Genomic DNA, 15,383 nt, shown 5'->3' with positions numbered 1-15,383 from the left:
CGACGGGACTAGCGCTCGAAGGAGTGCGCGGCGTCGGGGAAGCTGCCCTTGCGGACCTCGTCGGCGTAGTCCTGGGCAGCCTGCCGCAGCAGGTTGCCGACCTCGGCGAACCGGCGCGCGAACCGCGGCGACCAGTCGGTCATGCCCGCCATGTCGGTCCAGACGAGGACCTGCCCGTCCACACGGGGCCCCGCGCCGATGCCGATGGTCGGGATGCGCAGGATCTCGGTGGCGCGTGCCGCGACCTCCACCGGCACCATCTCGAGCACCACAGCGACGGCGCCCGCCTCCTGGACGGCCAGCGCGTCCTCGCACAGCGCCTCGGCCGCCTCGTCGCCCCGGCCCTGCACGCGCGGGCCGCCGAGGAGGTTCTCGGACTGAGGCGTGAAGCCGAGGTGCCCGACGACGGGGATGCCGGCGTCGGTGAGCGCCCGGATCTGGGCGGCAGAGCGCCGTCCGCCCTCGAGCTTGACCGCCGCGGCGCCCGTCTCCTTCATGATCCGCACGGCGGACGCGAGCGCCTGCTCGGCTCCCGCCTCGTACGACCCGAAGGGCAGGTCGACGACGACGAGCGCGTGCTCGGCCGCGCGGGCCACGGCCCGGGCCGGCGGGATCATGTCGTCGAGCGTGACGGGCAGCGTCGTGGAGTGCCCGTGCATGGTGTTGCCGATCGAGTCGCCGACGAGGAGCAGGTCCAGGCCCGCGGCGTCGAAGAGCCGCGCCGTGACGGCGTCGTACGCCGTGAGCATCGTGAGCTTCTCGCCGCGCTCCTTGGCCTCGGCCAGGTGGTGGACCCGCACGCGGCGGCGGCGGGTCAGGTCGGCGGCGGGGGAGGGCGCGGCGGCGTCGGCGGCGGCGTCGTGACCGGGGTTCGACATGGCGGTCAGCCTATGCCTCCGACCGGCGGTACCGGGTATCCGCCGAGGTCGGGGCTCCGCGGGCCCGGACCGGGGCGCACGACATCCGCCGTTAACACTTCTCGGGCAGGATGGGTTCATGGACAGGCAGCAGGAGTTCGTGCTCCGCACGGTCGAGGAGCGCGACATCCGCTTCATCCGGCTCTGGTTCACCGACGTGCTCGGGGTGCTGAAGTCGGTGGCGGTCGCCCCGGCCGAGCTCGAGCAGGCGTTCACGGAGGGCATCGGGTTCGACGGCAGCTCCATCGAGGGGCTGACGCGGGTCTACGAGGCGGACATGATCGCCAAGCCCGACCCGACGACGTTCCAGGTGCTGCCGTGGCGCGGTGACCGGCACGGCACGGGCCGCATGTTCTGCGACATCCTCACGCCGGACGGGGAGCCGTCGCTCGCGGACTCGCGCAACGTGCTCAAGCGCGCGCTCGCACGCGCGAGCGACCGGGGCTTCACCTTCTACACGCACCCCGAGGTCGAGTTCTACCTGTTCAACCAGGTCTCCTCCCCGGAGGAGCCCCTCGTCCCGGTCGACAACGGCGGGTACTTCGACCACCTGGCGCGCGGCAGCACGCACGACTTCCGCCGGGCCGCGATCACGATGCTCGAGTCCATGGGCATCTCGGTGGAGTTCTCCCACCACGAGGCGGGGCCCGGCCAGAACGAGATCGACCTCCGGTACGCGGACGCGCTCACCACGGCGGACAACCTCATGACCTTCCGCACGGTGGTCAAGGAGGTGGCGCTCGAGCAGGGCGTCTTCGCGTCGTTCATGCCCAAGCCGATGGTCGACCAGCCGGGCTCGGGCATGCACACGCACCTGTCCCTGTTCGAGGACGACCGCAACGCCTTCCACGAGCCGGGCGCACAGTTCGAGCTCTCGAAGACGGCGCGCCAGTTCATCGCCGGCCTCCTCGTCCACGCGGCCGAGATCACGGCCGTGACGAACCAGTACGTGAACTCCTACAAGCGACTGTGGGGAGGCGCCGAGGCGCCGAGCTACATCTGCTGGGGGCACAACAACCGCTCCGCCCTCGTGCGCGTGCCGATGTACAAGCCGGGAAAGGGCAACTCCGCCCGCGTGGAGTACCGCGCCCTCGACTCGGCCACCAACCCCTACCTCGCGTTCGCGGTGCTCCTGGCCGCAGGCCTCAAGGGGATCGAGGACGGCTACGAGCTGCCGGAGGCCACCGGCGACGACGTCTGGGAGCTGACCGACCGGGAGCGCCGCGCGCTCGGCATCGCCCCGCTCCCGCAGTCGCTGAACGAGGCGATCGAGCTCATGGAACGTTCCGAGCTCGTGGCCGAGACGCTGGGCGAGCACGTCTTCGACTTCGTGCTGCGCAACAAGCGGCAGGAGTGGGACGCCTACCGCGCCCAGGTCACGCCCTACGAGCTGCGCCGGTTCCTGCAGTTCCTGTGACCGCCCGGCGCTCGACCCTCACCGGCCGGCTGCTGCACGCCGGGTTCGCCGACCTCACGCGGTCGGGGACGCTCTGGGCGGACGCCGCGCTGCAGGAGGTGCTCGGCGTGCCGGGCCGCGAGGACGCCCTGCTGGCCGTGCTGGGGGCGTGCGCCGACGCGGACCTCGCCCTCCTGCAGCTCGTCCGTCTCGTGGAGGCCCCCGCGGCGCGGGAGCGTCTGGGCGAGCTGCTCGACGCCCCGTCGCCGCACGGCCGGACCCGCCTCCTCGCGGTGCTCGGTGCGTCGTCCGCCCTCGGCGACGAGGTGATCCGTCGGCCGGAGCTCCTCGACGTCGTCGCCGTCCCCGACGGCGCCGCCAGTCCCACCGGCGACCCGGACGGCGACGGCGAGAGCCCCGCCGCCGACGGCGACCCCGGCCCGCGGACCATCGCCGGCCCCGTCGCCGTGCGCGAGGCGCTCCTGCGCGCGGTCGGCGCCGACCCCGAGGCCGACGTGCCCGTGGCGGCCGACCCGGACGGCGCACCGGGCGTCGCGTGGCCCGACGCCGGGGCGGCCACCACCACTGACGCGCTGCGGCGCGCCTACCGCGAGCGCCTCCTCGCCCTCGCCGCCGACGACCTCACCGCCGGCGAGCCGCTGACCCGGCTGCCCGTCGTCGCCGCCGCCCTCGCCGACCTCGCCTCCGCCGCGCTCGAGGCGGCGCTTGCCGTCGCACGAGCCGACCTCGACGACCACGGCCGCGGCGTCCGGCTCGCCGTGATCGGCATGGGCAAGACCGGCGGCCGCGAGCTCAACTACGTCTCCGACGTCGACGTCGTCTACGTGTGCGAGCCGGGCGAGCTGCCCGGCGGCGGCACCCTCGACGAGGAGACGGCGCTCGCCGTCGGCACCCGCCTGGCCACGCGCCTGCAGCGCGTGTGCTCCGCGCCGTCCGCGGAGCCGGCCCTGTGGCCCGTCGACGCCGCGCTGCGACCCGAGGGCGCCCAGGGCCCCCTGGTGCGCACGCTCGCGAGCCACGTCGCGTATTACGAGCGGTGGGCCGAGACCTGGGAGTTCCAGGCGCTCCTCAAGGCGCGGCCGATCGCCGGCGACACGACCCTGGGCCGCGACTACCGCGCCGCGGTGGACCCGTTCATCTGGTCGGCCGTGCACCGCGAGCACTTCGTCGAGGACGCCCGCGCGATGCGGCGCCGCGTCGAGGCGCACGTGCCCGCCGCGGAGGCGGACCGGCAGATCAAGCTCGGCAAGGGCGGGCTGCGCGACGTCGAGTTCACCGTCCAGCTGCTCCAGCTGGTGCACGGCCGCGCCGACCCGCAGATCCGCTCGCCGCACACGCTGGCCGCGCTGGCGGCGCTCGCGGCCGGGGGGTACGTCGGGCGGGAGCACGCGGCCCGGATGGCGGTCTGCTACCGGTTCCTGCGGGCGCTGGAGCACCGGGTGCAGCTGTTCCGGCTGCGGCGCACGCACCTGCTGCCCACCGCCGAGGAAGACCTGCGCCGCCTCGCCCGGTCGCTGAACATGCGCTCCGAGGGCGCGGCGGGGCTGCTGGAGCGGTGGCGCGCGACGCGTCGCGAGGTGCGCGCCCTGCACGAGGAGGTCTTCTACCGGCCGTTGCTTCCGGCGTCAGCCCAGCTGTCTGACGCCGAGCTGTCGCTGTCGCCCGACGTGGCGCGCGAACGCTTCGCGGCCGTGGGGTACCGCGACCCGGACGGCGCGATGCGGCACGTGCTGGCGCTCACCTCCGGCACGTCGCGGCGGGCGGCGCTGCAGCGCCAGCTGCTGCCCGTGCTGCTGGGCTGGTTCGCGGAGGGTGCCGATCCCGACGCGGGCCTGCTGGCGTTCCGCAAGCTCTCCGAGGAGCTCGGCACCACGCCCTGGTACCTGCGTCTCCTGCGCGACTCCGAGAACGCCGCCTACCACCTCACCCAGCTCCTGGCGTCGTCCACCTACCTCGCCGACGCGCTGGCGCGGTCGCCGGAGTCGGTGCGCTGGCTGGCGGACACCTCCGGCCTGGAGCCGCGGGGGCCGCAGCGGCTGGCCGCCGAGGTGGACGCGCTCCTCACGCGGGCCGACGAACCGCAGCCCGCGGCGCAACGGCTGCGCGCCCTGCGCCGCCGGGAGCTGGCCCGCACCGGTGCGGCGGAGGTGCTCGGGCTGCTGCAGCCCGTCGACGCCGCGGCGGCGATCTCCGACGCCGCCGACGTCGTGCTGGTCGGGGGCCTGCGGGTCGCCGAGCACACCGCCCGGGCGGAGCTCGGCCTGGGGGCCTCGCCCGACGCCAACCCGACGCGGCTCCTCGTCGTCGCGATGGGACGCCTGGGCGGGCGGGAGATGGGGTACGGATCCGACGCCGACGTGATGTTCGTGCACGACCCGCAACCCGACGCCGAGCCGAAGCTCGCCCAGGACTTCGCGGCACGGGTGGCCACGCGGCTGCGGGCGCTGCTGTCCGAGGTGGGGCCGGAGCCCGCGCTCCCCGTCGATGCCGACCTCCGGCCAGAGGGCCGACAGGGGCCCCTGGTGCGCACCCTCGCGTCCTACGCCGAGTACTACGGTCGCTGGTCCAGCGTCTGGGAGGCGCAGGCGTTGCTGCGCGCGCGCCCCGTGGCGGGCGACGTCTCCGGCTCGGACGCACTCGGGCCTCGGTTCGAGGCGATGGTCGACCCGCTGCGCTACCCGGACGGCGGGCTCGACGACGCCCGCCTGCGCGAGGTGCGGCGCATCAAGGCGCGCGTCGAGGCGGAGCGCCTGCCCCGCGGCGCCGACCCGGCGCGGCACCTCAAGCTCGGCCGGGGCGGGGTCGCCGACGTGGAGTGGACCGCCCAGCTGCTCCAGCTCCAGCACGCTGCGAGCGTGCCCGGTCTGCGCACCACCGGCACGGTGGCGGCCCTCGACGCGGCGGCGCAGGCCGGCCTGCTCGACATCGACGACGCGGCACAGCTGCGCGACGCCTGGGTGCTGGCCTCGCGCCTGCGGTCCGCCGTCGTGCTGTGGTCCGGACGCACCACCGGCACCCAGGTCGACCAGCTGCCGCACGACTCCCGGGACCTCACCGGAGTGGCCGGACTGCTCGGGGACGTCGGCACGGGTGGCGAGCTCGAAGAGCTGTACCTGCGCACCGCGCGGCGCGCCCGCGCCGTCGTGGAGCGCGTCTTCTACGGCGAGGTGTGACCTGCGCGCGCACCGGTCCGGACAGGGGACCTGTGGAGGTCCGCAGGTACGGCACGATAGGTCCATGAACCAGCCTTCGAAGCCGCCCGTGGGCGCATCGCCCGCCCGCCAGCACCGGGTGGGGGCGGCCGCGTGAGCGCCGGACTGCTCGGACTGCTCGACGACGTCGCCGCGATCGCGAAGCTCGCCGCCGCATCGTTGGACGACGTCGGAGCCGCGGCCGCGAAGGCGACGGCGAAGGCTGCGGGCGTCGTCGTCGACGACACGGCCGTGACGCCGCAGTACGTGCACGGCGTCGCCGCGAGCCGCGAGATCCCCATCGTCAAGAAGATCGCCTGGGGCTCGATCCGGAACAAGGTGTTCTACATCCTCCCGGTGGCGCTGATCCTCAGCCAGTGGGCTCCGTGGCTGCTCACACCCATCCTCATGGTGGGCGGCACGTACCTCGCGTTCGAGGGTGCCGAGAAGATCTGGGGCCGCCTGCGCGGGCACGAGGGCCACGACGCACCCGCCGCGACCGTCGGGCCGGAGGCCGAGAAGACGCTCGTCGCCGGCGCCGTCCGCACCGACCTCATCCTGTCCGCCGAGATCATGGTGATCGCCCTCAACGAGGTGGCGCACGAGCCGTTCTTCTCCCGGCTCGTGATCCTGCTCGTCGTCGCGCTCGTGATCACCGTCGTGGTCTACGGCGTCGTCGGCCTCATCGTGAAGATGGACGACATGGGGCTCGCGCTCGCGGGCCGCGACTCCCGCACCAGCCAGCGGGTGGGCCGCGCACTGGTGGCGGGGATGCCCAAGGTCCTCGCCGTCATCTCCGTCGTCGGCACCGTGGCGATGCTGTGGGTGGGTGGTCACATCCTCCTGACCGGCACCGACGAACTCGGCTGGCACGCGCCCTACGAGTTCGTCCACCACCTCGAGGAGGCCGTCGCGCACGCGGTGCCCGGCATCGGCGGGTTCCTCGGCTGGCTGGTCAACACGTTCTTCTCCGCCCTCGTCGGCGTCATCGTCGGGGCCGTCGTCGTCGCGGTGATGCACGTGCTGCCGTTCGGCAAGTCGCACGACGACGGGCACGACGAGGGGCACGACGCTGCGCCGGCGACGGACACCGAGCACGCCGCGGGCCACGACGCGCCGGAGGGCGACGACCGGACCCGCTGAGGGTCACTCGGCGGACGCGAGGGTGAGCAGCCGGAGACGGTGCCCGGCGTACCAGGTCGCGGCGGCGAACCCGCCGACCACGAGGGCGAGCGCGAGGCCGGTGCCGACGTCGGACGAGACCAGGCCGGGTGGTGCGATCGACCCCGTCAACGACAGGGCCCACTGCTGCACGCTGAGGTTCCGCGCCCCGGGTACGAAGCTGCCCACGAGGCTCTCCCAGAGCAGGGCGTACACCAGGCCGATGATCACCGCGTGCCGGGTGAGGACCGACAGGAGCAGGAAGAGCACGGCGTACACCGCGCCGGCAGCGAGCGCCCCCAGGCCGAACGCGAGCGCGGCCCGCGGGCCGAGGCCGAGCACGAAGGTCGCGACGACGGTCGGCACCACAGCGAACGCGAGCACCGCCCCGAGCGCCACGGCGAGCTTGCTCTGGACGATCGTGTGCCGGGAGACCGGCTTCGCCAGCAGGTGCACGATCGAGCCGTCGTCGATCTCGGGGGCGATCGCGCCGGTGCCGACGACGAGACCGAACAGCGGCAGGAACGTCCCGAAGGTCACGCCCTGGAGCAGGGTCGCCGCCTGGGCCTCGGTGACGGGGACCAGGACGCGCGCGAGGACGGCGATGCCGACCATGAGCAAAGCGAGGGCCGCGAGCAGCCACACGCGTCGGCCGCCCAGCATCCCGCGGGCGGTCAGGCGGACGACGGTGCCGTTCACGACGGGTCCCTCCGTGCAGTCGAGGTGGTGCGGGACGAGCTGTCCACGAGGTAGGAGAACACGCTCTCCAGCGACTCGTCGGCGGGAGCGACCTCGTACAGGCGGACACCAGCGTCGCGCGCGACGCGGGGCAGGAGCGCGGCGAACCGCAGGAACTCGCTCGCCTGCACCCGCAGCCCGCCACCGTCGAGGCTGACCCCTGCGGTCGAGCCGTCGGCCACCAGGGCGGAGGCGAGCGTACGGTCGTCGCTCGAGGAGATGGTGTAGCGGTGGGGCCGGTCGGTCATGAGCCGGCGGATCTCGCGGTAGTCGCCGGACGCCGCGTGGCGGCCCGAGACGACGACCTCGATCTGGTGCGCCAGCTGCTCGACCTCCTCGAGGATGTGCGAGCTGAACAGCACGGTGCGGCCCTCGTCGCCCATGGTGCGCAGCAGCCCGATGAGGTGCAGGCGTTGCCGGGGATCCATGCCGTTGAACGGCTCGTCCAGGAGCAGCACGGCCGGGTCGTGCACCAGCGCGGCGGCCATCTTCACGCGCTGCTTCATGCCTTTGGAGTACTCGCCCACCTTGCGGTCCTGGGCATCCGCCATGTCGACGGTGACGAGGGCACGGTCGGTCGCCGCGCCCGGGTCGGGCAGGCCCTGCAGCTCGGCGCTCGCGCGTACGACCTGGTGGCCCGTGAGGAAGTCGTACGTCGCCTCCCGCTCGGTGACGATCCCGAGGGCGCGGTAGATCTCCTGGTTCTTCCAGGTGGGCACGCCGTCGAGCGTCACTGATCCGGCCGACGGCGGCAGGAAGCCGCCGAGCATGTGGATCAGCGTGGACTTCCCGGCGCCGTTGGGCCCGAGCAGCCCGGTGATGCCCGGGCCCACCGACATCGTGACGTCGTTGACGGCGACGACGTTGCCGAACCAGCGGGAGCAGGCGTCGATCCGCAGCGTGGCCATCAGAGCCGCACCCTCCGGTATCGGGCGGCGACCGCCGCGTAGCAGAGCGCGATCACCCCGAGGGTGACAGCGAGGAAGACGACGCCGGCGGCGCCGCCGGACGGCCCGGCCGGGGACGACGGCTCGGCGCCGAACGCCCAGACCTGGACGCCGTCCACGAGCGTCATCGGCGAGAACAGGCCGATCCACCCGGCGGTGGCCGGGTCGTCGGCGTCGAACGCCACCAGGGCCTGGAGGCTGGTGACGACGGCGTAGGTGAGAGCGAGGACGGTGACGATGGCGGCCACGCCGAACCCGCGGCGCGCCGTCCACGACGCGATGAGGACCGCGACGCCGGAGAGGATCGCCGCGAACAGGAGGGCGCCGACCAGCGCCTCGAGCAGGTCGACCGTCTGCCGGCCGGCGTCGAAGCCCGCGGCGAGCGCGCCGAGGTACATGACCAGCAGCGGCGCCGCGAGGAGGAGGAAGACCGCCGTCGCGACCGCCGAGAGCTTCGCGCGTGCGTAGTCCACCCGTTCCAGCGGCCGCGCAAGGTACAGCGGCAGGGTGTGGAACCGCAGGTCGAGGGACACGGCCTGCGGCGCGGCCACGGCAAGGAAGATGGCGACGGCGGCCTGCGTCACCATCGCGTATCGCGTGTACGGCAGCACCGGGCCGGTGATCGCTCCCTGGCCGGCCAGGACCACGGTGACGACGGCGATGATCACGGCCGGCAGCAGCATCAGGGTGACCAGGCCCATGGGCACGACCTTCGACCGCGGCGCGCGGCCCAGACCGAAGACGCCCCGCAGCGTGTGGCTGTAGAGCCCGAGGGTGATCCCGCGTCGGCCGAGCCGCGGGCCCTGGTACTCGCGGTAGCCGATGTCATGGATGACGCCGGCGGGCGGGTCAGACGGCGGCATCGTCAACCTCCTGGTCGAACACCTCGGAGATGTGGTGGCGGCGCGGCGTCAGCCGGACCAGCCCGTACCCGTGGTCCGCGACGACGTCACGGACCACGTCGTAGGTCGCGTCGCCGTCAAGCCCGACGAGGAGCAGCGCGCCCTCGCGCGAGACCCGTAGCCCGGCGGCCGTCAGCGCCGCCGCCGCGTCGTCGGCGTCCGCGGTCACCTCGACGGCGAGCTGCGCGCTGGCGCGGGTGAAGTCGGCGACGGTGGACGAGCGCAGCAGCACGCCCGCATCGACCACGACCACGTGATCGCAGATGCGTTCGAGCTCGCCGAGCAGGTGCGAGGTCACGAGCACGGAGATGCCGAACTCGTCGTAGATGCGGCGGACCAGGTCGAGCATCTCGTCGCGGCCGGCCGGGTCGAGGCCGTTGGTGGGCTCGTCGAGGAAGACGACGTCCGGGTCGTGCACCAGGGCCTGCGCGAGCTTCACGCGCTGCTTCATCCCGGTGGAGTACCCGCCGACCGGGCGATAGCGCTCCTCGTACAGCCCGACGTGCCGCAGCGTGTCCGCCGCGCGCTCGCGGGCTGCGTCCGCGGGGAGCCCTGACACGCGGGCGAGGTGGACCACGATCTCGGTGGCCGACACGTCGCTCGGCAGGCAGTCGTGCTCGGGCATGTACCCGACCCGCGAGCGGAGCGCGGCGCCGTCTGCGCGGATGTCGTGCCCGAGGACGGTCGCCGTGCCGGACGTCGGCGCGGCGAGGCCCAGGAGGATCTTGATCAGTGTCGACTTGCCCGCCCCGTTGGCGCCGACGAGGCCGGTGACGCCGTCCCCGACCTCGATCGACAGCCGGTCGAGCGCCGTGACCCGCGGGTACCGCTTGGTGAGCTCATCGGTGGTGATGACTGGCACGAGCCCGACCGTAGCCCCGCAGGTCAGCCGCGGGAACCCCTCGACGCCGCCGTTCAGGGGGAATTCAGGGTGAACCCTCACGTCCGCGGGCGGCTCGGGTGCGCCACCGGCCATTGTTCGAACGCATGTTCGAGACCCGGCTATCCTTGTGGCGTGGGACAGAGGGAGGGGCGGCCGAGCGGGCGGCCGTCGGGTGCGGTCGACCGCGTGCCGCTGCGCGACGCGGCCGAGGGCGCGCCGGGCAAGTCCCGCCAGGGTGCGCACGTCACGCGGCCGGACCGCGGCATCCCCGTGCGGGCGTGGATCACGTCACGTCAGTCCGGCGAGCAGCTCGTCGACGGCGAGGCGACCGCGTGGACGGACAGCCAGGTGCACGTGCGCTACGTGGACGGCCACGGCCGTGAGGGCTTCGTGTGGCTGTGGGCGGGCGCCGTGACGCGTCGGTGAGCGGCGAGCTAGGTACGGCTCCGACGCCGAGTCCGTGGCCGGGGTGACGTGCACAGGTTCACCAGTGTGGTCCGGGTTCGATCTGCATCCCGCATGCCCACCACTGCGCCGCGACACGAATCGGATCCGCGCAGCTCATTCCCCTCATGTCGCGACCCTGAGGAGAGCCTGCGGGGGCGAACCAGAATCCTCCGGCATCGTCGATGAGTGCGGTCCACTGCGGGACGAACACCGATCCCGTCGTGTCGACGTCGACGGTTCCGTCGACCGAGGCGGCCGACAGGTTGTCCGGCAGTGACAGGTGCCGCTCTGGTGCGGCGCTCTCCACGGCAGGATCGATCGGGACGGCAGCCAGGCTCGCGCGCATCAGATCGAACGTCGCCGCGGCGCCGGGATACGGGACGGACGAGGCCGGGATGACCAGGGCGACGGCGACGATTGCCGTGGCGACGGCAGCCCAGCGCCGTCGCGCGATGCGGGCTACGACGATCGCGGTCAGGACGACGGCGGCGGCACCGGCATACCACCGGAGCAGCCTGGCGTCACCGCGGGGCCATGCCAGCCACACGACTGGCGTCGGGGCGCTGCCATCGGCAGCGACAGCCATCGCGAGCCGCCCGGAAAGAGTCGCGGCCCATGCGGCTGCTCCGACAACTGCCGCAGCGATGGTCAGGCGGTCCCCGCCTCCGGCCGTTGTCATTCCCGGAGGTTAGCGCCTGCCTTCCGCGCAACGGCCGAGCACCTCGGTTGTGGGACAAGCAGAACGGCGGCCGACGTGTACGCGCTAGGCGCGAACAGGTCAGCCGCCGTTCCGACGACGTCAGCCAGCACTACCAGGGCAGCCGATCAGATGTCGTAGTACAGCTCGAACTGTCGGGGTGGGGTCGCTGACCTGCGAAATGCTGCCTGACCAGTCTGTTTGACGGATGGTGAGCGACTGTGCCCAACGGTCATTGGTTCCGGGATATGTCCACCCGCATGTCCACTCGGACCTGGTGGCTAGCGGAAATCGGACAGGCGCGGGCAGACTCTCTTGCGCACATGCGGCTTGCGAACGCCAGGTGGCCGGGCGCCTCGGAGGGCGGGCCGAGCGTGTTGAAGTCCACCCGTCGCGTCGCGCCCTCTTGCGGTGCCCCTGGTCCTCGGTGGACTAGCGTGGCCGCATGCGTGACCTTGATGTGCGGACGGCGCTGCGCGCGCGGCTCGATGAAGAGCACGGCGGCGACGCTGACACGCTGATCGTGGACGAACTGGGCCTCTGCGGGCAGGTGCGAGTCGATGTCGCGGTCGTGAACGGGGCGCTCTCGGGCTTCGAGCTCAAGAGCGCACGGGACAACCTGCGTCGCTTGCCGAATCAGGTAGCGGTCTACTCGCGCGTCCTGGACCACGCCACGCTCGTTGTGGCGGAGAACCACCGGAAGAGCGCGGTTGCGATGCTGCCCGACTGGTGGGGGATCTACGTCGCGCGCGAGACGGATATGACTACGAGCGTCGAGCTAGAGCGCATGGGAACTCGGAACGACGACGTCGATCCCATGGCGCTGGCTCAACTCCTCTGGCGGGATGAAGCGCTGGAGGAGTTGAGCCAGCGGGGGGCTGATCGGGGAGTCAGAACTAAGCCGCGGTGGCAGGTCTGGCAGCGGCTCGCCGATGTTGTGCAGGTTGACGAACTACGCGACGTGGTACGCGGAAGGCTTAAGGCTCGCCCAGGCTGGAGAGACGCGCGTTGACCTTCGCGAGGTGATGCGAGGTTGACCAGGCCTTCCACTGAGCGCCGCCCCCGGGCCCACCATCGCGGTCAGCTCGCCTGTGGAGTTCGGCGTCACCCCAGGAGAAGGACGGGGCGTCGAAGACGCCCGCGTCGCGGAGCGTGCGCGCCACGTCGTACATGCCGTCGTGTCCCTCGTCGGGACGGAGCGTCCACTTCATGGTGGTCCAGACATCGTCCTGCGTATAGCGCACGTTGGGCGCCGAGCGGAACCCGCCCGTCGGGGCGGCCGCCGCCGGGTGGGTGACGCCGTAGTCGCCGTAATCGAGAACCCGTGCGATTGTGCGGTCCGAGGTGACCTGTCTCCACAGCCCGCTGTCCGCACGAACGATGGAGACGGTCTTGCGGGGGTTCGAAAGGCTGGCCGGGAACGCTCCGCTGAGGACCACGAGGTGCCGCCAGCGGTCGAGGTAGGGCACGGACGGGAGGGCGAGCCGGAGGATGGCAGCGTGCAACGACATGCTGACCTCGTCGGTCTGGCCGAAGTCGATCACGAGGTCGACGTCCTCGGGCTGGAGGCCCAGGCGGCCGAGCGTGGTATCGAGATCCGCGGCCACCCCGGCCGCGAGCTCCTCACTCGTCAGGCGGATGCACACGCCGTTGTTGTCGGTTCGGTGGGTGTCGCCGAGCATGGCGAGGAAATCCGCGGACGATGCAACGCTCGCGGCAGGCACTACCGCGACGTCCGTGGGGCGGAGCTTCTCCAGGAGCGTCCGGTACTGGTCCGTGCCATCGGTGCTGGCGTCCGCTGCTGTCGCGTCGAGGACAAGCCGTCCGCCGGCCCATGCGCGTTCGAGAATGGTCGTCAGCTTGGACGTCGTCCGCCCTCCCAGAGCCTCGCCCTCCTCATAGTCGAGGTCGAGGATTGGAACAGTGTTCGTCCTCTGCTCGTCAGGAACGTGTTCCAGCGCGGTGAGTTCGCCCTGCTTGGTCTTGAGGGCAGGAAAATAGGTCGGGCGGGTGGGCATCGGTGTCCTCCGGTCGCGAGACGCTAGGCCCACCAGTTATAGCCGTCGAGTTGTAGCGTTTCGGCAGGCCAACATCCAGTTCACCCGGGTGAAAGTATGCTCCGGCACCTTCGTGCCAGGGCGAAACTAATTCAGTCTTCAACCTTTCGCAGAGAAATAAACAGTGGCTCGGGGCTGCCCGGGCCCCCTGGCTCAAAAAACCACCCGGTGGTGCCGCGACGTGGCGTCCCCGACGCGTGAGCATGGAGCGATGGAATCCAGAGACATCAACGAGTTGCCCGACTTCCTGCGCGCCAACGCCGACAAGCTGGCCGATCCCGAGGCGGTGCGCCTGGTCCTCACGGCCTACGAGGACACCCTGGCCGAGTTCCGGGAGCACCCGAACTACGGCAACCCATTCGTCGCAGAGGCGCCGGTCTTCGGCGGACCACCGACCCTTGAACGGCTCTCGGGCCGCCTCGACGGGTATTTCGACGCGCTGAAGGGGTTGGCCCTGCCTCTGGCTGGGGAGCCCGACTACAACGCCGAATGGCGGGTCGAATGACGGGGTGCTGACACCTGGGGCGCCTCGACACCCCCGGGGGGGTGCTGCTGGCAGGGGGCGCCCTCGTGGCGCGGGGAAGGGGTGCAGGGGGGGCGCCGTGGTCTGTGGGGCTACCGGACGTGAATCCGAGCGCCGGGGTAGTACCTCGTCTGAGCGTGCCCGGCGGCCATGCTCAGCGCTCCGGACTCTAGGGCGCGCAGCTCGTGCTCGTCGTCGCGCTCGCGCCGTAGGGCCTCGGTGGCGAACCGGGGCACGTCGGCCACGCGGGTGACGGCGGTGTCGGCCAGGCCGAACGCGGGCGTCTCGGTCAGAGACACCTCGCCCAGCCGCATGCGCTCCGCGCGCCGCTGACCGGTGATCGCAGCCGCGCGGAGGGTCGTCATCCTGGCGTTGAATCCGGCGCTCAGGCCCACCCTGCCGAGGTCCACCAGGGCCAGGGCGCGGTCCTCCAATTCGCCGGTGTTCAACTCCAGCCAGACCTTGAGTCCTTCGGGGCGCCGTTCGATGCCGACGAGGGAGCCGCAGCGCACGTTCCGGACGTGGCTCCAGTGCACCGGGACGTCGGCAATGCTGACGCCGGTGACGTCCATCTCGCCGGTGTGGATGACGGTGTGGTCCCGGTGGTACGACACCGCGCCGACGGGCATGACGGTGCCCGTCACGGTCCGGGACCGGGGGTCGTAGGCGTCGAACACCCCGCGTCGTTCCTCGCGCCGGGCGCGGGCCGCCACCACGGCGTCAAAGCCTGACCGCCTCGTGGTCCGCGGGACGTCGGCCCGGTCGGCCGTGGCCGTCCAGCGGAACAGGGCCTCCACCACCTCGTCGTCGCTGAGCTGGTCGGGCAGGCCTGCCGCGAGGCGTTCCAGATCGTCGGCGCGGAGCGCAAGGCGCCGGTCCTCGGGCAGGTTGGCGTGGATGTCGCGTGCGAGGCTGGCTCGCTGGTCGGGTGTGGTGGGGTAGCCGTTCATCGTCGTGTCTCCTTGGTGGCCGTCAGGTCGCGCCACTGGCGACCCTTGGCCAGCAGCTCGTCGGACTCGGCCAGCAACGCGCGGCGGCGCTCCGCCATGGCCTGCTCGTCCATCTGGGCGCGCGCGGCCTCGTCGGTGTCGTCGGGGTTGTCGTCCTCGTCCTCGTCTGAGGCGTCGGTGGCGACGTGGCCGACGGGCCGGGCGCTGAGCTCCATCGGGTCGTCGGCGAGGCCGTCGTCAGGCACGGGCGTGCCGACGTCGTGGGGGTTGTCGGGGTCGGACGGCAGGGTGGGTCCGGCCTCGCCGTGGGGCTCGGCCTCCGCGTCCTCGTCGCCGTCCAGCTCGTGCAGCTCCAGCACCGTAGCGACCTCCAGGCCAGCCTCGGCCGCGAGCGCCCGTGCGGCTGCCTCCACGTCGTCGTCGCTCAAGTAGGGGGCGAGCATCGTCAGCGCCCGCCGTCGTGCTCCCCATCGTGTCGAGCTCATCGTGCGCCCTCTCCGATCTTTGTGAATTCTCCCAGAAGATTCTCAGATATGGCAGCCCGGCAAGGGCT

General features: G+C 72.2%; 15 protein-coding genes. 6 read left to right on the top strand and 9 right to left on the bottom strand.

The window, feature by feature from the left end; genetic code table 11:
- Positions 1–8: 8 nt before the first annotated feature.
- Positions 9–878, bottom strand: a complete 870-nt coding sequence (gene panB, locus ACFT55_RS02265; RefSeq protein ID WP_380241075.1) for a 3-methyl-2-oxobutanoate hydroxymethyltransferase — start codon at positions 876–878, stop codon at positions 9–11.
- Between the two features lie 118 nt (positions 879–996).
- Between panB and glnA the strand changes: the two genes are divergently transcribed.
- The 3 genes from glnA to ACFT55_RS02250 all read left to right on the top strand — a co-directional run bounded on the left by glnA (position 997) and on the right by ACFT55_RS02250 (position 6,668).
- Complete coding sequence (gene glnA, locus ACFT55_RS02260) at positions 997–2,334, top strand: type I glutamate--ammonia ligase (RefSeq protein ID WP_380241072.1); 1,338 nt, start codon at positions 997–999, stop codon at positions 2,332–2,334.
- Entirely contained in the window at positions 2,331–5,507 is a 3,177-nt protein-coding gene (locus ACFT55_RS02255; RefSeq protein WP_380241070.1) for a bifunctional [glutamine synthetase] adenylyltransferase/[glutamine synthetase]-adenylyl-L-tyrosine phosphorylase, read from the top strand. Before glnA ends, ACFT55_RS02255 begins: the two co-directional genes overlap by 4 nt.
- Positions 5,508–5,639: 132 nt before the next feature.
- On the top strand, positions 5,640–6,668 hold the full coding sequence (locus ACFT55_RS02250) for a DUF808 domain-containing protein (protein WP_380241068.1): 1,029 nt from the start codon (positions 5,640–5,642) through the stop codon (positions 6,666–6,668).
- Positions 6,669–6,671: 3 nt separating this feature from the next.
- Here ACFT55_RS02250 and ACFT55_RS02245 read toward each other — a convergent pair whose 3' ends face one another.
- The 4 genes from ACFT55_RS02245 to ACFT55_RS02230 are packed head-to-tail and all read right to left on the bottom strand — an operon-like array spanning position 6,672 to position 10,135.
- Entirely contained in the window at positions 6,672–7,385 is a 714-nt protein-coding gene (locus ACFT55_RS02245; protein ID WP_380241065.1) for an ABC transporter permease, read from the bottom strand.
- Positions 7,382–8,332, bottom strand: a complete 951-nt coding sequence (locus tag ACFT55_RS02240) for an ABC transporter ATP-binding protein (RefSeq protein ID WP_380241063.1) — start codon at positions 8,330–8,332, stop codon at positions 7,382–7,384. Before ACFT55_RS02240 ends, ACFT55_RS02245 begins: the two co-directional genes overlap by 4 nt.
- Positions 8,332–9,234 carry an ABC transporter permease gene (locus ACFT55_RS02235; RefSeq protein ID WP_380241061.1) on the bottom strand — a complete coding sequence of 301 codons (903 nt, stop codon included), beginning with the start codon at positions 9,232–9,234 and terminating at the stop codon, positions 8,332–8,334. The genes ACFT55_RS02240 and ACFT55_RS02235 overlap by 1 nt, the downstream gene beginning before the upstream one ends.
- Positions 9,221–10,135 carry an ABC transporter ATP-binding protein gene (locus ACFT55_RS02230; RefSeq protein ID WP_380241058.1) on the bottom strand — a complete coding sequence of 305 codons (915 nt, stop codon included), beginning with the start codon at positions 10,133–10,135 and terminating at the stop codon, positions 9,221–9,223. Before ACFT55_RS02230 ends, ACFT55_RS02235 begins: the two co-directional genes overlap by 14 nt.
- Positions 10,136–10,288: 153 nt before the next feature.
- Between ACFT55_RS02230 and ACFT55_RS02225 the strand changes: the two genes are divergently transcribed.
- Positions 10,289–10,582, top strand: a complete 294-nt coding sequence (locus ACFT55_RS02225) for a hypothetical protein (protein ID WP_380241056.1) — start codon at positions 10,289–10,291, stop codon at positions 10,580–10,582.
- 58 nt (positions 10,583–10,640) lie between these two features.
- Here the strand turns inward: ACFT55_RS02225 and ACFT55_RS02220 are convergent, their stop codons facing one another.
- Entirely contained in the window at positions 10,641–11,282 is a 642-nt protein-coding gene (locus tag ACFT55_RS02220; RefSeq protein ID WP_380241054.1) for a hypothetical protein, read from the bottom strand.
- 463 nt (positions 11,283–11,745) lie between these two features.
- Between ACFT55_RS02220 and ACFT55_RS02215 the strand changes: the two genes are divergently transcribed.
- Positions 11,746–12,312 (top strand): sce7726 family protein, encoded by a 567-nt coding sequence (locus ACFT55_RS02215; protein ID WP_380241052.1) that lies wholly within the window; start codon positions 11,746–11,748, stop codon positions 12,310–12,312.
- Here ACFT55_RS02215 and ACFT55_RS02210 read toward each other — a convergent pair.
- Positions 12,278–13,318, bottom strand: a complete 1,041-nt coding sequence (locus ACFT55_RS02210) for a beta family protein (RefSeq protein WP_380241050.1) — start codon at positions 13,316–13,318, stop codon at positions 12,278–12,280. The genes ACFT55_RS02215 and ACFT55_RS02210 overlap by 35 nt on opposite strands.
- A gap of 250 nt (positions 13,319–13,568) precedes the next feature.
- Here ACFT55_RS02210 and ACFT55_RS02205 point away from each other — a divergent pair, with 250 nt between their 5' ends.
- The gene (locus ACFT55_RS02205; protein WP_380241047.1) at positions 13,569–13,862 is read left to right on the top strand and encodes a hypothetical protein; all 294 of its coding nucleotides are present in this window, start codon (positions 13,569–13,571) and stop codon (positions 13,860–13,862) included.
- A gap of 110 nt (positions 13,863–13,972) precedes the next feature.
- Here the strand turns inward: ACFT55_RS02205 and ACFT55_RS02200 are convergent, their stop codons facing one another.
- Positions 13,973–14,830 carry a hypothetical protein gene (locus ACFT55_RS02200; protein ID WP_380241045.1) on the bottom strand — a complete coding sequence of 286 codons (858 nt, stop codon included), beginning with the start codon at positions 14,828–14,830 and terminating at the stop codon, positions 13,973–13,975.
- Positions 14,827–15,315 carry a hypothetical protein gene (locus ACFT55_RS02195; protein ID WP_380241043.1) on the bottom strand — a complete coding sequence of 163 codons (489 nt, stop codon included), beginning with the start codon at positions 15,313–15,315 and terminating at the stop codon, positions 14,827–14,829. Before ACFT55_RS02195 ends, ACFT55_RS02200 begins: the two co-directional genes overlap by 4 nt.
- Positions 15,316–15,383 lie beyond the last annotated feature (68 nt).

The organism is Isoptericola sp. NPDC057191 (genome assembly GCF_042670225.1).
GTDB lineage: Bacteria > Actinomycetota > Actinomycetes > Actinomycetales > Cellulomonadaceae > Isoptericola.
The sequence above is the reverse complement of the archived record's forward strand: the minus strand, read 5'-3'. Positions and strand labels throughout refer to the sequence as shown.